The 19,246-nt window shown below is 40.4% G+C and carries 25 protein-coding genes; 11 read left to right on the top strand and 14 right to left on the bottom strand.

Going from position 1 to position 19,246, the window contains the following annotated elements; translation table 11 throughout:
- Window positions 1-10: 10 nt before the first annotated feature.
- On the top strand, window positions 11-1,807 hold the full coding sequence (gene pepF / locus QM865_RS06530) for an oligoendopeptidase F (RefSeq protein WP_414306298.1): 1,797 nt from the start codon (window positions 11-13) through the stop codon (window positions 1,805-1,807).
- A gap of 168 nt (window positions 1,808-1,975) precedes the next feature.
- Here the strand turns inward: pepF and QM865_RS06525 are convergent, their stop codons facing one another.
- Entirely contained in the window at window positions 1,976-2,365 is a 390-nt protein-coding gene (locus QM865_RS06525; protein ID WP_084927208.1) for a nuclear transport factor 2 family protein, read from the bottom strand.
- Between the two features lie 150 nt (window positions 2,366-2,515).
- Here QM865_RS06525 and QM865_RS06520 point away from each other — a divergent pair, with 150 nt between their 5' ends.
- From QM865_RS06520 to QM865_RS06510, 3 genes are all read left to right on the top strand, one after another.
- Window positions 2,516-2,848, top strand: coding sequence for a winged helix-turn-helix transcriptional regulator (locus QM865_RS06520; RefSeq protein ID WP_000182730.1), 333 nt, complete (start codon window positions 2,516-2,518; stop codon window positions 2,846-2,848).
- A gap of 11 nt (window positions 2,849-2,859) precedes the next feature.
- Window positions 2,860-3,651, top strand: coding sequence for a DUF2785 domain-containing protein (locus tag QM865_RS06515; protein WP_414306297.1), 792 nt, complete (start codon window positions 2,860-2,862; stop codon window positions 3,649-3,651).
- A gap of 111 nt (window positions 3,652-3,762) precedes the next feature.
- Window positions 3,763-4,431: an MIP/aquaporin family protein gene (locus QM865_RS06510; protein ID WP_414306296.1), complete on the top strand. Its 669-nt coding sequence runs from the start codon at window positions 3,763-3,765 to the stop codon at window positions 4,429-4,431.
- A 56-nt stretch (window positions 4,432-4,487) separates the two neighbouring features.
- On the opposite strand, the gene queF is transcribed toward QM865_RS06510, so the two are convergent.
- From queF to QM865_RS06475, 7 genes are all read right to left on the bottom strand, one after another.
- The gene (gene queF / locus QM865_RS06505; RefSeq protein WP_000082587.1) at window positions 4,488-4,979 is read right to left on the bottom strand and encodes a preQ(1) synthase; all 492 of its coding nucleotides are present in this window, start codon (window positions 4,977-4,979) and stop codon (window positions 4,488-4,490) included.
- A gap of 18 nt (window positions 4,980-4,997) precedes the next feature.
- Window positions 4,998-5,714: a 7-carboxy-7-deazaguanine synthase QueE gene (gene queE, locus QM865_RS06500; protein ID WP_414306295.1), complete on the bottom strand. Its 717-nt coding sequence runs from the start codon at window positions 5,712-5,714 to the stop codon at window positions 4,998-5,000.
- Window positions 5,707-6,150 (bottom strand): 6-carboxytetrahydropterin synthase QueD, encoded by a 444-nt coding sequence (gene queD / locus QM865_RS06495; protein WP_414306294.1) that lies wholly within the window; start codon window positions 6,148-6,150, stop codon window positions 5,707-5,709. The genes queE and queD overlap by 8 nt, the downstream gene beginning before the upstream one ends.
- Window positions 6,150-6,803, bottom strand: coding sequence for a 7-cyano-7-deazaguanine synthase QueC (gene queC / locus QM865_RS06490; protein ID WP_033676507.1), 654 nt, complete (start codon window positions 6,801-6,803; stop codon window positions 6,150-6,152). The genes queD and queC overlap by 1 nt, the downstream gene beginning before the upstream one ends.
- A gap of 201 nt (window positions 6,804-7,004) precedes the next feature.
- Window positions 7,005-7,319: a thioredoxin gene (gene trxA, locus QM865_RS06485; protein WP_001029581.1), complete on the bottom strand. Its 315-nt coding sequence runs from the start codon at window positions 7,317-7,319 to the stop codon at window positions 7,005-7,007.
- 15 nt (window positions 7,320-7,334) lie between these two features.
- The gene (locus QM865_RS06480; protein ID WP_000570256.1) at window positions 7,335-7,556 is read right to left on the bottom strand and encodes a DUF4649 family protein; all 222 of its coding nucleotides are present in this window, start codon (window positions 7,554-7,556) and stop codon (window positions 7,335-7,337) included.
- Window positions 7,557-7,655: 99 nt separating this feature from the next.
- Window positions 7,656-8,036, bottom strand: a complete 381-nt coding sequence (locus tag QM865_RS06475; protein ID WP_414306293.1) for a MarR family winged helix-turn-helix transcriptional regulator — start codon at window positions 8,034-8,036, stop codon at window positions 7,656-7,658.
- A gap of 282 nt (window positions 8,037-8,318) precedes the next feature.
- On the opposite strand from QM865_RS06475, the gene QM865_RS06470 reads away from it, so the two are divergent.
- The gene (locus tag QM865_RS06470) at window positions 8,319-8,693 is read left to right on the top strand and encodes a CidA/LrgA family protein (protein WP_000781322.1); all 375 of its coding nucleotides are present in this window, start codon (window positions 8,319-8,321) and stop codon (window positions 8,691-8,693) included.
- Entirely contained in the window at window positions 8,690-9,385 is a 696-nt protein-coding gene (locus tag QM865_RS06465; protein ID WP_001288943.1) for an LrgB family protein, read from the top strand. Before QM865_RS06470 ends, QM865_RS06465 begins: the two co-directional genes overlap by 4 nt.
- A 51-nt stretch (window positions 9,386-9,436) precedes the next feature.
- Here QM865_RS06465 and QM865_RS06460 read toward each other — a convergent pair whose 3' ends face one another.
- The 3 genes from QM865_RS06460 to QM865_RS06450 form a co-directional block, all read right to left on the bottom strand.
- Window positions 9,437-10,984 carry an ATP-binding cassette domain-containing protein gene (locus QM865_RS06460; RefSeq protein ID WP_023943807.1) on the bottom strand — a complete coding sequence of 516 codons (1,548 nt, stop codon included), beginning with the start codon at window positions 10,982-10,984 and terminating at the stop codon, window positions 9,437-9,439.
- Window positions 10,985-11,258: 274 nt separating this feature from the next.
- Window positions 11,259-12,341 (bottom strand): N-acetylmuramoyl-L-alanine amidase family protein, encoded by a 1,083-nt coding sequence (locus tag QM865_RS06455; protein ID WP_023943805.1) that lies wholly within the window; start codon window positions 12,339-12,341, stop codon window positions 11,259-11,261.
- Window positions 12,342-12,353: 12 nt separating this feature from the next.
- The gene (locus QM865_RS06450) at window positions 12,354-12,506 is read right to left on the bottom strand and encodes a hypothetical protein (protein WP_414306292.1); all 153 of its coding nucleotides are present in this window, start codon (window positions 12,504-12,506) and stop codon (window positions 12,354-12,356) included.
- A gap of 537 nt (window positions 12,507-13,043) precedes the next feature.
- On the opposite strand from QM865_RS06450, the gene QM865_RS06445 reads away from it, so the two are divergent.
- Window positions 13,044-13,898: a helix-turn-helix domain-containing protein gene (locus QM865_RS06445; RefSeq protein ID WP_414306291.1), complete on the top strand. Its 855-nt coding sequence runs from the start codon at window positions 13,044-13,046 to the stop codon at window positions 13,896-13,898.
- Between the two features lie 105 nt (window positions 13,899-14,003).
- Here the strand turns inward: QM865_RS06445 and QM865_RS06440 are convergent, their stop codons facing one another.
- Genes QM865_RS06440 through QM865_RS06430 form a run of 3 tightly spaced genes read right to left on the bottom strand, consistent with a single transcriptional unit; the run spans window position 14,004 to window position 15,852 of the window.
- Window positions 14,004-14,771: a hypothetical protein gene (locus tag QM865_RS06440; RefSeq protein ID WP_033684851.1), complete on the bottom strand. Its 768-nt coding sequence runs from the start codon at window positions 14,769-14,771 to the stop codon at window positions 14,004-14,006.
- Between the two features lie 15 nt (window positions 14,772-14,786).
- On the bottom strand, window positions 14,787-15,482 hold the full coding sequence (locus QM865_RS06435) for an ABC transporter ATP-binding protein (RefSeq protein WP_000054197.1): 696 nt from the start codon (window positions 15,480-15,482) through the stop codon (window positions 14,787-14,789).
- A gap of 4 nt (window positions 15,483-15,486) precedes the next feature.
- Entirely contained in the window at window positions 15,487-15,852 is a 366-nt protein-coding gene (locus QM865_RS06430) for a GntR family transcriptional regulator (protein WP_000119149.1), read from the bottom strand.
- Window positions 15,853-15,992: 140 nt separating this feature from the next.
- Here QM865_RS06430 and nrdR point away from each other — a divergent pair, with 140 nt between their 5' ends.
- The 4 genes from nrdR to QM865_RS06410 are packed head-to-tail and all read left to right on the top strand — an operon-like array spanning window position 15,993 to window position 19,243.
- Window positions 15,993-16,466 carry a transcriptional regulator NrdR gene (gene nrdR, locus QM865_RS06425; RefSeq protein ID WP_001203672.1) on the top strand — a complete coding sequence of 158 codons (474 nt, stop codon included), beginning with the start codon at window positions 15,993-15,995 and terminating at the stop codon, window positions 16,464-16,466.
- A complete protein-coding gene (locus QM865_RS06420; protein ID WP_414306290.1) occupies window positions 16,467-17,636 on the top strand; it encodes a DnaD domain protein in 1,170 nt (389 codons plus the stop codon).
- Window positions 17,637-18,533: a primosomal protein DnaI gene (dnaI, locus tag QM865_RS06415; protein ID WP_414306289.1), complete on the top strand. Its 897-nt coding sequence runs from the start codon at window positions 17,637-17,639 to the stop codon at window positions 18,531-18,533.
- The gene (locus QM865_RS06410; protein WP_414306288.1) at window positions 18,530-19,243 is read left to right on the top strand and encodes an NADPH-dependent oxidoreductase; all 714 of its coding nucleotides are present in this window, start codon (window positions 18,530-18,532) and stop codon (window positions 19,241-19,243) included. The genes dnaI and QM865_RS06410 overlap by 4 nt, the downstream gene beginning before the upstream one ends.
- Window positions 19,244-19,246 lie beyond the last annotated feature (3 nt).

Genomic DNA, 19,246 nt, shown 5'->3' with positions numbered 1-19,246 from the left:
GAGGAAGAAAATGGAACAAAAACACCGTTCAGAATTTCCAGAGAAGGAACTTTGGGATTTAACAGCCCTATACCAAGATCGTGAAGATTTCTTACGTGCGATCGAGAAGGCTCGTGAAGACATCAACCAGTTTAGCCGTGACTACAAGGGCAATCTTCACACTTTTGAAGATTTTGAGAAGGCCTTTGCGGAATTGGAACAAATCTACATTCAGATGAGCCATATTGGCAACTATGGATTTATGCCTCAGACGACAGACTATAGCAATGACGAATTTGCTAACATTGCCCAAGCTGGGATGGAATTCGAAACAGATGCCAGTGTAGCCTTGACCTTCTTTGACGATGCCTTGGTGGAAGCTGATGAGGAAGTCTTGAACCGTTTGGGTGAATTACCTCATTTGACGGCAGCTATTCGTCAGGCCAAAATCAAAAAAGCCCACTATTTAGGGGCTGATGTGGAGAAGGCCTTGACCAATCTCGGCGAGGTTTTCTACAGTCCGCAGGATATTTACACTAAGATGCGAGCTGGGGATTTTGAAATGGCCGACTTTGAAGTCAATGGCAAGACCTACAAAAACAGCTTTGTCACCTATGAGAATTTCTACCAAAATCACGAGGATGCTGAGGTTCGTGAAAAATCTTTCCGTTCCTTCTCAGAGGGACTTCGTAAGCACCAAAATACGGCTGCAGCAGCCTATTTAGCCCAAGTCAAGTCTGAAAAACTCTTGGCAGATATGAAGGGCTACGACTCAGTCTTTGATTATCTTCTGGCTGAACAAGAAGTGGACCGTGCTATGTTTGACCGCCAGATTGACCTCATCATGAAGGATTTTGCGCCAGTTGCTCAGAGATACCTCAAGCATGTTGTCAAGGTAAATGACCTTGAAAAGATGACCTTTGCAGACTGGAAATTGGACTTGGACAGCGCCCTGAATCCTGAAGTGACCATTGACGACGCTTATGATTTGGTCATGAAGTCAGTAGAACCTTTGGGACAAGAATATTGTCAGGAAGTTGCTCGCTATCAAGAAGAGCGCTGGGTGGACTTTGCTGCCAATAGTGGCAAGGATTCTGGTGGCTATGCAGCGGACCCATATCGCGTACATCCTTATGTCCTCATGAGCTGGACAGGTCGTTTGAGCGATGTCTATACCTTGATTCATGAAATCGGGCATTCTGGTCAATTCATCTTTTCAGATAATCATCAAAGCTATTTCAACGCCCACATGTCGACTTACTACGTCGAAGCGCCATCAACTTTCAATGAATTGCTTCTCAGTGATTACTTGGAGCACCAATCTGACGACCCTCGTCAAAAACGCTTTGCTCTGGCTCACCGCTTGACAGACACCTACTTCCATAACTTTATTACCCACCTCTTGGAAGCAGCCTTCCAGCGTAAAGTGTATACATTGATTGAAGAAGGAGAAACTTTCGGAGCAAGCAAACTCAACAGCATTATGAAGGAAGTTTTGACCGATTTCTGGGGAGATGCCATTGAAATCGATGATGATGCAGCTTTGACTTGGATGCGTCAAGCTCACTATTATATGGGCTTGTATAGCTACACCTACTCAGCAGGACTAGTCATCTCGACTGCAGGTTACCTCCATCTGAAACATTCAGAAACTGGAGCTGAAGATTGGCTCAATCTCCTCAAATCAGGTGGTAGCAAGACACCACTTGAGTCAGCCATGATTATCGGAGCAGATATTTCAACAGACAAACCACTCCGCGATACTATCCAGTTCTTGTCAGACACAGTTGACCAGATTATCGCCTACAGTGCCCAGTTGGGAGAGTAAATTAAAAGAGTCTGGGACAAAAGTCTAACCTTAAATATAAAAAGCGAACAAAACGAGTTATCTGACACTCAGAATTCTGTCTTGTTCGCTTTTTTTCTAATCTATCGATTTTAAAAATTTATAATAAAGAATTCCTAAAATCAAAATTTTTTGTTCTGTCCTCTTTAATTATCCCCAAAAGCTATCTTCTTCAGCTTGATCTGAAGAGAAGAGCCAAACTTCTTTGATTTTTCCGTCTTCAATACGGAAGAGGTCAATCCCGTTCATATTGAGTTCAGTACCATCAGCACGTGTTCCAAGAAAAGTAACATTAGCTGCGATTAAATCCTTATTGTCAGAAACCCAATTTGTTACCACCTTAAAGGTTCCATTAGTTTTCTCAGCAAATGTAGCCAGGTGAGCTCCTAGCTTGTCCTTACCAACAACTGTACCAGATATACTATGAGTACCAGGTTGATGCCAGATAATATCGTCTGCCATCGTTTCAAAGACACCAGGAAAGTCACCAGCAATTAAAGCTTGGTTATAAGCGTTGAAAATTTCTAAGTTTGTTGACATATCTATTCTCCATTTCTTTTTTATGATATAATTGTAACAGTTACAAACAAAAAAACAAGTAGACACTTTTTCGATAGCTAGTATCAAAAGTGGTACTATTATTGATACTAAAAGATAAATTTTTTTTAAAAAATAGAAAGAAGATATTTTATGACAAATAAAGTGAGTGAGTATGGTATTTGTCCATTTGCGACAACTCAGAGGGTTTTAACGGGGAAATGGGCACTGGTAATTATTTATCAGTTGAGTACGGGTACTAAACGATTTAAAGAATTGCAGAGATTATTGCCTGGGATTACTCAAACTATTTTGACCCGTCATCTCCGTCAATTAGAAAAGGATAAGATTGTTCAACGAAAGGTCTATGCCGAAGTTCCACCACGAGTTGAGTACAGCTTAACTGAAATGGGGCAGGAATTCAGAGTTGTCTTAGATGCTGTCGAGAAATGGGGTCTAGATTATATCAAGTTGCTAGAAATGTAGAGATATTGACCATGTATCAAAAGTTACTTAGAAAAATAGTAGAAGAAAAACCAAGTTATCATCAGGAGGAAATCCAATGGTTGCTTGATCATTTGGGAGATTCTTCTCCAGAAATTCGCGATGACCTTGTTTTTACAAGCTTTGCTAGGGGGATTCAGGAGGAGCTATTTACACAGGAACAATTTCAGTTTATCGCTGCTAGGATTGTTTCTGATGATGGTCTAGATAAAGAGATTGATAAGATAGAAACCTCAACGCTTGAGCGTTCTTTTAGAGCACTTATTTATGCAAATCTCTTATCAGCTGATGGTAATGAACACTCTATTTTTTATCAAGTGCTGCAAACTGATATCAGAAATATGATGCTAGATCAAGGTTTGCACTATCTTTCAAAAGAAAAGGATACAACGGGTTTTTCCAGTCAGTATGGTTGGGTTCACGCTTTTGCACATGGAGCCGATTTGCTGACAGAAGTGGTTTGTCATCCAGACTTTCCTAAAAACAGAGTTCATGAAGTATTTGACATACTTGGTCAACTATTTAAAAGAATTTTGATTCGCTTTACAGATGATGAAGATTGGCGTTTAGCGAGAGTGATCTATGAACCTATTTTACAAGGGAAGTTGGAGCAAGAGCAAGTAGCTTCTTGGATAGAAACTGTTGACTTTCCGATAGAAGAAAGGGAAGATTTTTATAAATTTTCCAACTTCAGATCCTGTCTGTTGGAAGTCTATGTCCAACTTGACCAGAGAAATAGTTTACAAGATGACTTGAAAGAAGCTATCCAGTCTTTTCAATACTAGGGATAAGTGAGTTGTTTCATGTTTTTCAAGAAAATTTCCAAACAATTTTCTTGAAACCCTTTCCCTCTTTTGATAGACTAGTATCTAGTTTTTGAAAAAAGGAGAAAGAAAATGAAAAAATTTGTTGCTGAGTTAATCGGTACGTTCATGCTTGTGTTCATCGGAACAGGAGCTGTTGTTTTTGGAAATGGTCTTGATGGCCTTGGTCACCTAGGGATTGCCTTTGCCTTTGGTTTGGCAATCGTAGTTGCAGCTTACTCAATCGGAACTGTTTCAGGTGCTCACTTGAACCCAGCTGTTTCGATTGCTATGTTTGTTAACAAACGTTTGTCATCTTCAGAGCTTGTAAACTACATCCTTGGACAAGTAGTTGGAGCTTTCTTAGCATCTGCTTCTGTCTTCTTCCTCTTGTCTAATTCAGGTATGTCAACTGCTAGTCTTGGTGAAAATGCCTTGGCAAACGGTGTCACTGTCTTTAGTGGTTTCTTGTTTGAAGTTATCGCAACTTTCTTGTTTGTTTTGGTTATCATGACTGTGACATCAGCAAGCAAGGGCAATGGTGCGATTGCTGGTTTGGTAATCGGTTTGTCCTTGATGGCTATGATTCTTGTGGGATTGAACATTACTGGACTGTCAGTAAACCCAGCTCGTAGCTTGGCACCAGCTGTCTTGGTAGGTGGCGCAGCTCTTCAACAAGTTTGGATTTTTATCCTTGCCCCAATCGTTGGTGGAGTTCTTGCAGCCCTTGTTGCAAAAAACTTCCTTGGAACTGAAGAATAATTAAAAATCAAAAAGCCTTGCTCCTCAACTTGAGGAACAGGGCTTTTTGTATGAGTTTAGCGATTGTCAATTTTCTCTGGATAGAGGTCGTGTTGGAAGAGGCGTTGCTCTGCCAAGCCTTCATACTTAGTTCCTGGCTTACCGTAGTTGTAGTAGGGGTCAATTGAGATGCCACCGCGCGGAGTGAATTTTCCCCAGACTTCTAAATAGCGAGGGTCTAGCAAGTTGACCAAGTCTTTCCCAATGGTGTTGATACAGTTTTCGTGGAAATCTCCGTGGTTTCGGTAGCTAAAGAGATAAAGTTTGAGGGATTTTGACTCGACACAGAGCTTGTCAGGAATGTAGGAAATATAAATGGTCGCAAAGTCTGGTTGAGCAGTGATTGGGCAAAGCGAGGTAAATTCAGGACAGTTAAATTTGATAAAATAGTCATTTTCCACATGACGATTGTCAAAGGATTCGAGGACTTCTGGTTGATATTCGAAAATGTAGTTGGTTTCTTTGTTTCCTAGTAGGCTGAGATTTTTCATTTCTTCTTGTTGTGACATGATTTTTTCTTTCTAATCTTAAACACCACGTTGGTTATCGTAGAGGAGGGTATGGAGTTGAGGAAGGACGCGGACATTGCTCCAGCTATCGTCGGCAGCGATGCGTTCCCAGAGTTCTTTGAGGCGGTCCAGTTGGTCTTGGACAATATTGCCTGTAGCCTTGGGCTCAGGGTTTCCAGCCGATAAGAAAAGGACATCTGGTTGGTAGCGCTCTTGAATCCCTTTGGCAAAGGCCAAATCGGTATCGTCAAAGACAGGGATTTTAAAGGTGACCTTATCTGGATCAAGTTGGGAAACGATAAAGTCCAAGGTCTCAAAGTTGACTTCCATCTTGGATGAAGGAGGTTTGGGACTCAGAGTGACCTGGTCGATGTCTTTTAACCAATTTTGCCAGCGGGAGCCTTGGGTCTCAACAGCCAGAGTGACACCGCGTTCCTTGAGTTTGGTGACCAATTCAGCCATGTTGGCTGCTAGGATAGCAGGATTTCCCCCAGATAGGGTGACGTAGTCGTAGCTTCCTAGTTTATCTAAGGCAGCAATGACCTCGTCAGCAGTCATACGAGTTGGTTTTTCAGAGCCATCCCATGTAAAAGCAGAGTCGCACCAGTCGCAGTGGTAGTCGCAACCAGCAGTGCGGACAAACATGGTTTTCTGCCCGATTGCACGGCCCTCGCCTTGAAAGGTTGGGCCAAAAATTTCCAAAACTGGTAGTTTGAGGACACGTTCCCTAGGCATCTAACCACTCCCGTCTAAACTCTGCAAAGGCAGTCGGAGTCTCATAGAGGCGAACGTATTCCAAACGGAGACCACGTTCGTCTGGCAACTCTTGATTCATAGTTTGAAAAATCCAGTAAACCATATTTTCAGCAGTCGTGTTCATATAGGGAAGAGTCTCATTGAGATAGCGATGATCCAAGTGGGGCTCTAAGTAGTTCTTGTAGATCGCTTTGATATCTCCGAAATCGTAGGTCATGCCACGTTCATCTAAAAATCCACTGACAGCAATCTGCAGATGATAGGTGTGGCCGTGCAGGGATTTGCATTTTCCCTCATAGTGAAAGAGGTGGTGGGCAGCATCGAAGGTAAATTCTTTTGATACCAAGGTTCTGTGTGGATTGTAGACAAGAGACTCCCCAGTTTCTCGTTTGATTTCTTTGGGTGCAAAAAACATTAGGCTTCTCCTTTCTGTGAGAGATAAACATCTAAACCATGTTGACGTAGGTGGCAGGATGGACAATCTCCACAACCACTTCCGATAATCCCGTTGTAGCAGGTTAAGGTCTTTTCACGAACATAGTCAAAGGCACCGAGTTGGTCGGCTAATTCCCAAGTTTCAGCCTTGTCTAGCCACATGAGAGGTGTTTGGATAACGAAGTCGTAATCCATGGCAAGGTTGAGGGTAACATTAAGGGATTTGACAAAGACATCTCGACAATCGGGGTAGCCTGAGAAGTCTGTCTCGCAGACACCTGTCACGATATCTTTAATACCTCGTTGCTTAGCAAGGACTGCCGCAAAGGACAGAAAGAGGTGGTTGCGACCGTCAACGAAGGTATTGGGAACCTCTCCCTCTTTTTGCTCGATTTCCATATCAGAGGTCAGGGCATTTTCAGTGATTTGCCCCAGCAGAGACATATCTAGGATATGATGACGAATCCCCTGTTCCTTAGCGATTTCTCTAGCAACTTGAATTTCGAGGTGATGGCGTTGGCCGTAGGCAAAGGTAACGGCTTCGACCGTTTCATAGTGTTCTTTAGCCCAAAAGAGGCAGGTTGTAGAATCTTGACCGCCACTAAAGACGACCAAGGCTGATTGACGTTTCATAATACTCCTTCCAAAATGGGAAATGTTCAGAGCACGCAAAAAGCTCCCTTGAGGGAGCTAAAAAATACCAAGTAGAGGTTTTTTTTAGCGATGGCATGTCCCAAACATCGTAATATTCTACTTATAGTCTAGCATATTTTTTGAAAAATGGCAAAGGGCAAGAAAAAAGAGACCAAAGCAAGTACTTGGTCTCTAGTGCGATTAGCTCAATTCAGCAACGATGGCCTTGATTTGTTCTGCTGTGTGAACACCAGCAACTTGTTTCACCACTTGGCCGTCTTTTTTGAAGAGAAGGGTTGGGATAGACATGATTCCAAAAGCACGAGCTGTGTTTGGATTTTCATCAACGTCCATTTTAACGATTTTCAAAACATCTTCTGAAAGTTCTTCAGACAATTTATCCAAGATTGGACCTTGCATACGACATGGACCACACCAAGTTGCCCAGAAGTCTACCAAGACCAAACCGTCTTTTGTTTCTTGTTCGAATGTTGCATCTGTAATTGCTTTTGCCATTGTATTTCTCCTTTTTTAGTTATATTGGCTTAAATCTTGTTTCATGAGGTAGAAGAAGACATCTCCATAAGTCCCATGGTAGTCCAAATCATGACCGTTATAAGTCAATTTTTGGACAGGGTAGTAGTCTGCGACGCCGATAAGGCAAGCTTGTTGTGAACGATCAAAGTCTTCATAAGATTCGAAAGTTACAGTTCTTTCGTTCTTGCTGGCATCTAGATAGGTAATTTCAATCATGTTTAAAACTCCTTTGTTTAATGATGATTTTATTTTACTCCTTGTAAAAGAGAATGTCAAGAAAAATGATTGCGCACGCAACTTTTTTCTAAAATCATCTCAAATCAATAAATCTAAACCAGTTTCCAATCTTTCTTCAACAGCCTTTTGTAGAGAGGCCAGTGTCTTTTGCCCATCACTTGTCAGGCAGATAAAACTAGAGCGTCTATCTTGATCACAACACCTGCGACTAAGTAGACCGCAATTTTTGGCTTCCAAGCGAGCCACCATCCGAGAAACAGCGCTCGGGCTCAGATGAAGTTTATCTGGCAGGTCAATCTGGCGTAGAGATTTTTCTTGAGCCAAGTCCAGATAGTAGAGGAGGTAGAACTCTTTCAAGGTCAGACTTTGCTCGCTCTGCTGGGCAATAGTCTCTTCCAAGAGACTTTCAATTTCTTTCTGACGACGATTGAAGTCAAACCATTTTTCCAAATAGGTCATAGTATCTCCTTTCTTTTTAGAGTTATAGATAGAAGAAAGTCCATTTACGGACAGTCTCTGCATCACAAGATGATTGCGCATGCAATAATTATACTACTTTTCAAAAGAGCTGGCAAGACAGACGCTGGCATCTTTTATCCTAAATCATGCCTGTTTTCACAAGTCAAGAATTGTTTGTATCCCCTTTCTTCTCAAACTTTCATCAACTCTTGTGCATTTCCTTGAAATTTTCTGAAAAAAGAGTAAACTGGTATGCAAGAAGTCTATTTCGTGGAGTTTAGGATGAAATTATATGTTCAATTAATGATTCTCTTTGTGATTTCTCTAATCGGAGAGGGGATCTCTAGTTTCTTTCATTTGCCCATCCCAGGCAGTATTATCGGTTTGATTATTCTCTTTCTCGCCCTACAATTCAAGTGGTTGAGAACCAGGCATGTTAACATGGTGGGGAATTTCTTGCTGGCCAATATGACCATTCTCTTTTTGCCGCCAGCAGTGGGAATCATGGAAAAGTTTGATGTGATTGCTCCCTATCTTTTGCCTATTGTTTTGATTATCTTTTTTGCAGCAGTCATCAATATTATCCTCATAGCCTTGGTAGTTCAGTTTATCAAACGACGGTTTGAGGGAGATTATGAGAAAGGAGATGCCAAATGAGTGAATTTGTTTCCAATCCCCTGTTTGGGCTTGCCCTATCAATCCTAGCTTATCTAGTGGGAATGCTGATTTACAGACGTTTTCCCCATCCTTTGACAACGCCCTTGCTTTTGTCAGCTATTTTCATTATCATCTTTCTAAAAGTGACGGGTATTTCTTACCAAGATTACTACCAAGGTGGGGTTTATCTGAACAACTTGATTGTTCCATCGACTGTTGCTCTAGGGATTCCGCTTTATAAGAGTTTTCACTTGATGAAGCACCATGCTCGGAGTATTCTCTTTGGTAGTCTGTTAGCAGTAGTTGTTAATACCTCTTTCACAGCTCTTGTAGCTAAGATTTTTGGAATGGACTTTTTCCTAGCTATTTCTCTCTTTCCCAAGTCAGTGACAACCGCCATGGCAGTTGGGATTACAGAAAAATTGCAAGGTTTGACGACTGTGACCTTGGTGGTTGTAGTGGCGACTGGGATTTTAACCAGTGTCATCGGCCCAACCCTCTTGAAGTGGTTGAAAATTGACGACCCAGTAGCTGTTGGTCTTTCCCTTGGAGGAACAGGCCACGCAGTTGGAACAGGTACAGCCTTTCGATACGGTTCTGTAGCAGGAGCTATGGGTGGTTTGGCTATCGGTGTTACCGGTATTCTCTATGTTTTTGTTAGCCCTATCGTAGCCAGTTTGATATTGAGTTAAAAAGCAAGGAATTCGAGTTCCTTGCTTTTTAAAATCGTATGTTATAGACTATTACTTTTCTTTGCTTAAGTGAATGACTTGGTCATAGTGTTTTAAGTCTTCTTCAGTGTAGTGGTGAATGACTTCAATGACTGTTTGAGGTAGGGAGAAGAGTAAGTCGCTAATTTTTCTGCTATTTTCCGAGTCAAGATTGGCCTTAATCTCATCTGCTAAGATGAGTTGGCTATCATGGTAGAGGGCGCGAGCGATTTCTAGGCGTTGTTTCTCGCCACCAGATAGACTGTCATTGCTGAGCGTTCGATTTTTCAAATGTTCTAAACCTGTTTTTTTGAGGATATGATTTAAAGTCTCTGGATTTTTATCCAGTCCTAGAAGGATATTGTCTTCCAGAGATAGCGTGTCAAAGTAATGGCTATCTTGGAGAATATAGGAACTAATACTTGTGATTTCTTTACGTGACAGGTTTTGCCCAGCAAAGCTAATCTGTCCACTTGTCGGTGTCTCTTCTCCATGAATGATATTGAGCAGGGTTGTCTTACCAGAGCCACTTTCCCCGATAATGGCAATTTTTTCTCCTTGCTTGATGTGCATGGAAATCGGAGACAGGAGGCTATTTCCATCTTTTTCAAGGGAGATGGTATCAAGCTGGATAGGGAAAATGTTTTCTATGCTTCTAGGCGAGTTGGAGTCAGACTGGTCCAAAAGTTTTTGGTATTTGTTGAGAAGAGTTCGAGTCGCTTTTCGGGTGTTGGTAAAGTAAGCCAACTCTTGGAATTGATAGCCGATATTATGGGAAACCAGATAGATGGCCACAAAACTCGCCGCATCTAAATAATTATAGTAGGTCATAAAGCCACCGATGACGATTGGTGTGACAGAACAAAAGGCATCGATGCTATTGATAAAAAGACTGTTTAAAGTTCGTTGTTTTTCATAGTTGATTTCGGCATCCAGACTGGTTTGTAATTGCTTTTGGTAGCGAGCAAAAAAGAAATCTTGTCCCTGATAATGGCGAATTTGTTGGCTGCCACCAATAAAATTTGTCAAGCTTGATAAGTAGCTCTGGTTAACAGTTGACCGCTTTTCAGAAAGTGAATCCAAGCGCTTTGATCCGATAGCACTGCAGAGTACAGGAAAGGAGTAGAAGAGGATGAAAATCAAGCCTAAGTAAAAATTGGTCCACAAGGCATAGAGAATGGACACAGTGGTGAAACCAAGAGAAGAAATGATGATGACGGTTGGCTCGATATAGCTTTCTTCTAGTTGCTTGACGTCGTTTTCTAGGTCAGACAAAATATCCTTTTCATCAATCTCATAACTGCTTAAAAATCGCTTGAAAATAGCACTCTTGATTCCATATTTGAAATCAGTAATCAAACGGGCGTAGTAATAGCGTTTCCCAGCTAAGCCTAGTAATAGAATGAGGTTTCCAAGGATTCCCAAAATCAAAACTTTCCAAAGAAGGCCTAGTTCTTGATTGGTAAAACTAGCAACAATGTTCTGAACAAGGGCTGGTGTGATAATCGCTTCCAGCCAGGTAACGGCAATAGAAAAGAAGTAAAGTATGAGGTGTTTCTTAGTAACAAATCTTCTCAGCATAAAGAGTTGACCTCCTTATCGATATACATGTAATTAGTTTTAAAGTCATTATACTCCTTTATCTCAAATACTTCATATAAAAATATAATTTTTGGTGGATATACAATTAAATGACAATGTCAAAATGTAACAGATTAAATAAAAAGCGAACAAAACAGAATTTGTTGTTTCGATTCGCTTTTTGTATTATCATCTAGATTTTTCTTGTAGCTCTGATAACATTTAGTCTGAGCAGGTACACTAATAGCTGATGGAATAAAATGTGTACATTAGATTATTTCCAAGCGCCACTGGCATCTACATAGTAGCCATCTGGTGTGTAGGTATTGTGAAGCATCTTACCTGATGAAGCAAGGTAATACCAAGATCCGCTATCTTTTACCCAGCCTGTTGCCATAGAACCTGAGTTGTTTAGATAATACCAAGAGCCACTATCTTTGATCCAACCTGTCGCCATAGAACCTGAATCTTTTAGGTAATACCAAGAGTGATTATCATATAGCCAGTCACTAGCAATCATAGCTCCTGATGATTTAAAGGCATACCAGTTGCCACCTTGATAGAGCCAAGTTTGATTGAACATGACTCCTTTATCATTCATAAAGTACCAAGTTCCCTTGTCCTTAACCCAAGCATTTTTAACTAATTGCCCTTGTTTTTGATAGTACCAGCTTTCACTGTAATTCTTTTTTAGCCAACTTTCTGCTTTTAGAATCGGATAAAGTATTTTGAAGGCTCCTGCCCCCCTGTAGGAATGACTGATAACTCCTGGTTTTTGAAGTTTCAATTCTTCATAGTCGTCTGCCCAAGCAAAGACTTTTTGACCATTGACAGTCTCTGGTAAGGTAGCAGTGTAGGTCTTAGTTTGATAGTCCCATTTTGCATCAAGGTAGGTGTGTTGATCATTTGATTCGTCAATACGGAAGTAACCACTCTTTCCACCGTCATTATATACATCATCTACTACTTTAGTGGACCAGGTCTTTACTTCATTTCCACTCTTGGCTTCTACCTTGATATCCCCTCTATAGCCATAAGGAACGTAGAAATTCAGGTAACGCCCCTCTACACCCATCATAGACTTGTCCTTTTCTTGACCTAGGAAATTGACAGTTTGATCTTGACCATTGAGACTAACCGTCCACTCGATTTTCTCAGTTTTTGGCAAATCCAATACTTTGATATCTACTTCATTGCCATTGTCAAATTGAAGAATTTTGCCATCTTGATACTTAATACCACCCTTGACAACCCATTCTTCTTTCAATTCGAAGGCCTTTCCTGAATGAGGGAAAGCTAGTAAAGCTAAACCTGCTAGAGATAAACCAAATAATGTGATTTTTTTTGATACTTTCATTTTCTTAACCCCTTATTTTTGGAATAAAACAAATTGACTGTTTTCTGGATAAACTGATACATGTTGCTCCTTATTACTGCTTGATGCAGCTTCAAGGACTAGAGGATAAGAGTATTGATACAGTTCCTCTAAAGTGATTTTTCCGTTAGTATTGGTGTCTGCCATAGGCGAAATAATTCTATTTTGAAGTGAATCCCAACCTGTAAAAACCGTTTTATAGCTACTAGTAGATATAAAACGGTTTTTTCCTCCATGACAAGTAAAGGTGGTTCACATCGTTTTCGATAGAAGATTTAAATAGTTCTTGCATATTTGCAATAATCTCAGCTTTTGTTTTATCTGGGAAACGAACAACTTTACTAAAGTTTTGGTTACTAAAAACCTTTTACATAGTATTAACATCTTCAATAGGTACTGCTCTTGTTGATGTTTCACCTGTTTTTAGTGTTTTATACCACCAACGGCCATTCGATTGAATCCAACTGCCATTAGAGTGACTATAATCCTAGGGAGAGATAGATTCTTGAGCAGAAACTGGACTATTTACTGGTAATGTTGCCACTAGGCTCAGTAAAGCAACTGATGACAATAAAATTTTTTTCATAATCATATTGTCCTTTCTGTTTTATTTTTGTATAATCATAATCATATCACAAATAAAAAAACAGGTTTTATTTTTTGCAGAAATGGAAGAGGAATAGTATGGAAAATTTTGGAGCAGTTTTAAAGGATATTCGTATTTCAAAAAATTTTCGTCTTAAAGATTTGGCTTGTGATAAGATTAGTGAGTCAACTATTTCTCGTTTCGAAAATGGGATTACAAAATTATCTATTGATCATTTTTACATGTTGTTAAATCGCCTGGGAATCTCATTTTCGGAATTTGAAGAATTAGTTCATTGCTATTATTCCAAAAAAGAATGTTTTTTTGAAGAATTAGAACATGCTGTAAACTCTTCAGATATCATTTTGTTGCAAGAACTAATAAAGAAAATAGAACTAAAACAAAAGCAGGAAAAAAGTCTATGCAATTGTCACATGAAATTGATTGCTGAACAACAGATTAATCGCCTTGCAAACCTTCCTTACAATGCATCTAAATGTAATGAGTTAATAAAGTACTTGCTTTCTGTAGATAATTGGATGGAGTATGAACTGAAAATTTTCTATAATTCGGTGTTTTTTATGAACACTAAAACCATAAGCTTACTATATAGAGCTGTAATCAAGAAAACACGACATTTTTTAAAAACAGATACGGGAACACATAGAGTAATTCCTTTATATTTATTTAATTTAGAATTATTATTAAAAAATAATTTGTTAGATAGCGCTCAATTTTTTATAGATGATTTAGAAAATTTACTGACCAGACAAGGATATTATTTTGAAAAGACTTATTTGCTTTTTTTAAAAGGTATTTATCTCATAAAAACGAATCAAGTAGAGTTAGGTAAAAAAGAATGTTATAAAGCTATGAGAATATGTAAGGAATATAATGATAGTGTCACAATAGAGAAATTAAACAAGACCTTTAAATCAGATTTTATCATTTAATTGGTTAGAAGGATTCGTTTGTAAAATAAAGTTAGACAGAAAATGAGATAAAATCAAAAAGGATAGCCTCTCTGTGATGAGATGTTATCCTTTTTGATTTTAAAATTATTGCAAATTAACCTTGTTTCTCAAGATGTAGTAGGTTCCGAGGTAAAAGATAGCTATGAATATGAGTTCTTCAATAATACTCGTACTTGCTCCCATATAGAAATTATCATTAAATCCTGCAAGTGAATTGACATAGAAGTTCGCACTGGTATTGAAGAAGACTTCTACAAATCCAATGACGATTTGGATACCGATATAAGCTACAATGGCTAGTGCGGTACGGTATTCATTGAACAGTTGTCCGATGGAAATAGCCAAGTAGATGCAGAGGATTCCTGAGATGGTATTTAGTAGGAAGGATACCCCCATAAGAGAGAGTTGAGGAAGGAATGTTCCTACAAGTGGAATCAACTCAGAATTTGATATCCATTCTGGAACCGTTATGGTAACAATAATAAAAGCGCTTAGAGCTAGTACAGTGGAGCTAAGGATAGACCAAATGAAGGCTCCAACTAATTTGGCTGTGATGATATGGTGTTCAGAAACTGGCAAGGTCAAGGTCAGATAGCCTTGTCGGTCATAGACACTACCTTTGAATCGTTTAATAATCAAGAAAATGGTTGAAATCCCAAGTGTAATCATCAATCCACCAAAGACGAGAGCCAGAAAGAAAAGTAAGACAGGTTGGCTATCTTTGAAAGATACATAATTATAATAGTGTCCTTGCATTCCTATGGGAACGGAAAGAACTAGCACGGCAGCGTAAAGGGCTAAATACCACTTGTTAACATTTTTAAATTCGTAGCGAACTAAATTCCAAAACATAATAATCTCCTTTGCTTAGGCCTTAAATTCCTGACGGAAGAGTTGGTCAATGGATTCACCAGACTCATAGCGAATATCATCTACATTACCTTGACGGACGACTTTTCCATCCTTCAGGAAGACAATTTCATCCAAGATTGGCTCGATATCAGAAATCAAGTGGGTAGAAATCAAAACGGTAGAAGTTGGGGAGTAGTTGTTGATAATGGTATTGAGGATATACTCACGGGCTGCTGGATCCACTCCACCAATGGGTTCGTCTAAAACGTAGAGACGAGCATCACGGCTCATAACCAAAATCAGTTGTACCTTTTCCTTGTTCCCTTTTGATAGTTTCTTGAGACGACTATTTTCATCAATACCGAGGTCTGCAAGTAGATGATGGGCGCGTTCAAGATTGAAATCTTTATAGAAGGTCTTGAAGTAGGTTAGGGCTTCCTTGACCTTCATTTGTTCATTGAGATAGGTCGTATCAGGCAAATAAGCTACGATAGCCTTGGTTGCTGGGCTTGGGTCCATGTCGTTGATCAGGACACGTCCTTGATCTGGTTGCAAGAGGCCGTTGATAAGTTTAATCAAGGTTGTTTTTCCTGAGCCATTTGGCCCAAGGAGACCAACAATTTTCCCAGCTGGGATGTCAAGGGAAACATTTTCAAGGGCTGGGGTTGCTCCATAAGATTTGGATACATTTTCAAATGCTAGTAATGACATAGGCTTAAACTCCTTTAATATAATCGCCGACTACGCCTGGTAGTTCTTCTTTTTCATAGCCAAAATGGGTCATGGAGGAAACGAAGTGTTCCAATTCTTCTTCTGATAATTGTTTGCGCGATTGGGCGATTAGCTCCTTATCCTCAGTTACAAACCGTCCAGTTGTTCGCTTGCTGTAGACAAATCCTTCTCGTTCGAGGTCTGACAAGGCTCTTTGGATGGTGTTTGGATTGACACCGGCCTCGCTAGCCAGCTCTCTCACGGTTGGAAGTTGTTGATTGGGTTCCAGTGTATGGGAAACAATCTGAAGCTTGATTTTCTCCATAATCTGTAAATAAATGGGTTTTTTGTTGTCAAATGTCCAGGACATCTTGGTCTCCTTTCTTTTATCCTTTTGTCTTAATTAAATAATACAACAAAACAAAAAAACTTGTCAAGCAAAAAGAAGAATTGTTTTGGGAATCGTTTAAAAAATGGTATAATGAAAAGAAAACGATAAGGAGGGAAAGGATGCGTTGTCCAAAATGTGGGGCTACCAAGTCAAGTGTTATCGATAGTCGCCAAGCAGAAGAAGGGAATACCATTCGTAGAAGACGTGAGTGCGACGAATGCCAACACCGTTTTACAACCTACGAACGGGTAGAAGAAAGAACCTTAGTGGTTGTTAAAAAAGATGGCACACGGGAACAATTCTCCAGAGATAAAATCTTTAATGGGATTATCCGCTCAGCCCAGAAACGTCCTGTGTCAAGTGATGAAATCAACATGGTAGTCAATCGTATCGAACAGAAACTCCGTGGTCGAAATGAAAATGAAATTCAAAGTGAGGACATTGGTTCACTCGTCATGGAGGAGTTGGCTGAGTTGGATGAGATTACTTATGTGCGTTTTGCCAGTGTCTATCGTAGTTTTAAGGATGTTAGTGAGTTAGAGAGCTTGCTCCAACAAATCACCCAGTCCTCTAAAAAGAAAAAGGAAAGATAAATGAAGCCAATTGACCGTTTTTCTTATCTAAAGAATAATCGGGTGTCGCAAGATACCTCATCTCTGGTACAGTGCTACCTCCCGATTATCGGTCAGGAGGCACTGAGCCTTTATCTTTATACGATTAGTTTTTGGGATAATGGTAGAAAGGAATATCTTTTTTCAAGCATTCTTAACCATCTTAACTTTGGAATGGATAGATTGATAAAAGCCCTGAAAATCCTATCTGCTTTTAATCTCTTAAACCTCTATCAAAAGGGGGATGTTTATCAGTTAGCCCTCCATGATCCTCTATCTAGTCAGGACTTCTTGGAGCATCCTGTTTATCGCAGACTTTTGGAGAAAAAGATTGGCGATGCAGCTGTGGAGGATTTGAAAGTTGAAAGTGCTGATGGTGAAGAAATACCTGTCTCACTCAATCAAGTCTTTCCAGACTTGGCAGAACTGGGAAGTCAAGAAGATCTTAGTCTCAAGAAGAAAGTGGCCAACGATTTTGCCTTAGATCATTTTCGTCAGCTTATGGCTCGAGATGGGCTTCGCTTTGCGGATGAGCAGTCCGATGTCTTAAACCTTTTTGCCATTGCTGAGGAGAAGAAATGGACTTGGTTTGAAACCTATCAATTGGCCAAGTCAACAGCTGTTTCTCAGGTTATTTCAACCAAACGAATGCGGGAAAAAATCGCTCAAAAACCTGTTTCCTCTGACTTTAGTCCTAAGGAAGCAACCATTATCAAAGAGGCTAAAAGTAAGACTGCCCTGCAGTTCTTGGCAGAAATCAAGCAAACACGCAAGGGGACCATTACCCAAACAGAAAGAGAACTTTTGCAACAGATGGCTGGCTTGGGCTTACTGGACGAAGTTATTAATATCATTCTCTTATTGACCTTTAATAAGGTGGACTCGGCAAATATTAATGAGAAATATGCCATGAAGGTAGCCAATGACTATGCCTATCAAAAGATTCATTCGGCAGAAGAGGCAGTCTTGCGCATCCGTGAACGTGGGCAGAAGAGTCAGGCTCAAAAAGGCAGTAAACCGAGTCCTACCAAGTCCAATGTACCCAAGTGGAGCAATCCAGATTATAAGAATGAAACCAGCGAGGAAACTCGTCTGGAATTGGAACGTAAGAAACAAGAACTATTAGCTCGATTAGAAAAAGGAGGAGATTAGATGGAAAGTGTCGGAGACGTACTCAAGCGTCAACCTAGCCGTTTTCATTATCAAGATTTGGTCCAGAAAATCATGAAGGATCCTGATGTTGCGGCCTTTATCCAGCAAGAATCCCTGACTCCAGAGGAATTAAATCGCAGTATCTCCAAGTTTAATCAGTACATCACCGAGCGAGACAAGTTTCTCCGTGGGGATATGGATTATATTGCCAAAGGCTACAAGCCGATTTTGGTTATGAATCATGGCTATGCGGATGTTTCTTACGAAGAAACTCCTGAACTAATCGCGGCGGAAAAAGAAGCGGCTATTAAGAATCGTCTCAAGTTAATCAATCTGCCAGCCACTCTCAAGAAAGCTAGTTTGGCTCAAGTAGATTTGGATGATTTGGAGCGCTTGCCAGTTTTTGAAAAGCTATTAGCCTTCGTGGAGCAATATCCAACTATTCGAAAAGGTCTTTACTTATATGGAGACTTTGGTGTGGGTAAAAGTTTCATGGTGGCTGCTTTAGCCCATGATTTATCAGAAAAACGCGGTGTTTCATCAACTCTCCTCCACTATCCTAGCTTTGTCATTGATGTCAAAAATGCTATCGGTGATGGCAATGTCAAGACCTTGGTGGACGAGCTTAAGCTTTCTGAAGTCCTGATTTTAGATGATATTGGTGCCGAGCAATCAACACCTTGGGTGCGGGATGAAATCCTACAAGTCATTCTCCAATATCGGATGCAGGAAAATTTACCGACCTTTTTCACCTCCAACTTCAACTTTGAAGAATTGGAGCTGCATTTCGCTAAAGGGAAAAATGGAAATGACGAAACATGGGAAGCCAGACGAGTCATGGAACGCATCCGTTATTTGGCTGAGGAGACTCGTTTAGAAGGAGTAAATCGTCGATGACAGAAACGATTAAACTGATGAAAGCTCATAAGTCTGTTCGAAGATTTAAGGAACAAGTCCTTCCTCAAGAAGACTTGACTGAAATCCTGACAGCAGCCCAGATGGCCTCGTCTTGGAAGAATTTCCAATCCTACTCTGTGATTGTGGTACGAAGTCAAGAAAAGAAAGATGCCTTGTATGAATTGGTGCCTCAAGAAGCCATTCGCCAGTCAGCTGTTTTCCTTCTCTTTGTCGGAGATTTGAACCGAGCAGAAAAGGGAGCCCAGCTTCATACTGATTCATTTCAACCTCAAGGGGTGGAAGGTCTCTTGATTAGTTCGGTCGATGCGGCTCTTGCTGGTCAAAATGCCCTGCTGGCAGCTGAAAGCTTGGGCTATGGTGGTGTCATTATCGGCTTGGTGCGTTACAAGTCAGAAGAAGTGGCAGAGCTCTTTAACCTGCCTGACTACACCTATCCTGTTTTTGGGATGGCGCTAGGTGTGCCAAATCAACATCATGATGTGAAACCAAGACTGCCACTAGAGAATGTTGTCTTTGAGGAAGAATACCAAGAACAGTCAACTGAGGCAATCGAAGCTTATGACCGTGTACAGGCGGACTATGCTGGAGCGCGTGCGACCACAAGCTGGAGTCAGCGCCTAGCAGAACAGTTCGGTCAAGCTGAACCAAGCTCAACTAGAAAAAATCTTGAACAGAAGAAGTTATTGTAGAAA

It is taken from the genome of Streptococcus mitis, assembly GCF_047462815.1.
Taxonomy (GTDB): Bacteria; Bacillota; Bacilli; order Lactobacillales; family Streptococcaceae; genus Streptococcus; species Streptococcus mitis_DO.
The sequence above is the reverse complement of the archived record's forward strand: the minus strand, read 5'-3'. Positions and strand labels throughout refer to the sequence as shown.

Bases quoted from the DNA above. Each gene is read 5' to 3' on its own strand.
- pepF (WP_414306298.1), top strand. From the start codon at position 11: ATGGAACAAAAACACCGTTCAGAATTTCCAGAGAAGGAACTTTGGGAT.
- QM865_RS06525 (WP_084927208.1), bottom strand. From the start codon at position 2,365: ATGTCAACAAACTTAGAAATTTTCAACGCTTATAACCAAGCTTTAATT.
- QM865_RS06520 (WP_000182730.1), top strand. From the start codon at position 2,516: ATGACAAATAAAGTGAGTGAGTATGGTATTTGTCCATTTGCGACAACT.
- QM865_RS06515 (WP_414306297.1), top strand. From the start codon at position 2,860: ATGTATCAAAAGTTACTTAGAAAAATAGTAGAAGAAAAACCAAGTTAT.
- QM865_RS06510 (WP_414306296.1), top strand. From the start codon at position 3,763: ATGAAAAAATTTGTTGCTGAGTTAATCGGTACGTTCATGCTTGTGTTC.
- queF (WP_000082587.1), bottom strand. From the start codon at position 4,979: ATGTCACAACAAGAAGAAATGAAAAATCTCAGCCTACTAGGAAACAAA.
- queE (WP_414306295.1), bottom strand. From the start codon at position 5,714: ATGCCTAGGGAACGTGTCCTCAAACTACCAGTTTTGGAAATTTTTGGC.
- queD (WP_414306294.1), bottom strand. From the start codon at position 6,150: ATGTTTTTTGCACCCAAAGAAATCAAACGAGAAACTGGGGAGTCTCTT.
- queC (WP_033676507.1), bottom strand. From the start codon at position 6,803: ATGAAACGTCAATCAGCCTTGGTCGTCTTTAGTGGCGGTCAAGATTCT.
- trxA (WP_001029581.1), bottom strand. From the start codon at position 7,319: ATGGCAAAAGCAATTACAGATGCAACATTCGAACAAGAAACAAAAGAC.
- QM865_RS06480 (WP_000570256.1), bottom strand. From the start codon at position 7,556: ATGATTGAAATTACCTATCTAGATGCCAGCAAGAACGAAAGAACTGTA.
- QM865_RS06475 (WP_414306293.1), bottom strand. From the start codon at position 8,036: ATGACCTATTTGGAAAAATGGTTTGACTTCAATCGTCGTCAGAAAGAA.
- QM865_RS06470 (WP_000781322.1), top strand. From the start codon at position 8,319: ATGAAATTATATGTTCAATTAATGATTCTCTTTGTGATTTCTCTAATC.
- QM865_RS06465 (WP_001288943.1), top strand. From the start codon at position 8,690: ATGAGTGAATTTGTTTCCAATCCCCTGTTTGGGCTTGCCCTATCAATC.
- QM865_RS06460 (WP_023943807.1), bottom strand. From the start codon at position 10,984: ATGCTGAGAAGATTTGTTACTAAGAAACACCTCATACTTTACTTCTTT.
- QM865_RS06455 (WP_023943805.1), bottom strand. From the start codon at position 12,341: ATGAAAGTATCAAAAAAAATCACATTATTTGGTTTATCTCTAGCAGGT.
- QM865_RS06450 (WP_414306292.1), bottom strand. From the start codon at position 12,506: ATGGCAGACACCAATACTAACGGAAAAATCACTTTAGAGGAACTGTAT.
- QM865_RS06445 (WP_414306291.1), top strand. From the start codon at position 13,044: ATGGAAAATTTTGGAGCAGTTTTAAAGGATATTCGTATTTCAAAAAAT.
- QM865_RS06440 (WP_033684851.1), bottom strand. From the start codon at position 14,771: ATGTTTTGGAATTTAGTTCGCTACGAATTTAAAAATGTTAACAAGTGG.
- QM865_RS06435 (WP_000054197.1), bottom strand. From the start codon at position 15,482: ATGTCATTACTAGCATTTGAAAATGTATCCAAATCTTATGGAGCAACC.
- QM865_RS06430 (WP_000119149.1), bottom strand. From the start codon at position 15,852: ATGTCCTGGACATTTGACAACAAAAAACCCATTTATTTACAGATTATG.
- nrdR (WP_001203672.1), top strand. From the start codon at position 15,993: ATGCGTTGTCCAAAATGTGGGGCTACCAAGTCAAGTGTTATCGATAGT.
- QM865_RS06420 (WP_414306290.1), top strand. From the start codon at position 16,467: ATGAAGCCAATTGACCGTTTTTCTTATCTAAAGAATAATCGGGTGTCG.
- dnaI (WP_414306289.1), top strand. From the start codon at position 17,637: ATGGAAAGTGTCGGAGACGTACTCAAGCGTCAACCTAGCCGTTTTCAT.
- QM865_RS06410 (WP_414306288.1), top strand. From the start codon at position 18,530: ATGACAGAAACGATTAAACTGATGAAAGCTCATAAGTCTGTTCGAAGA.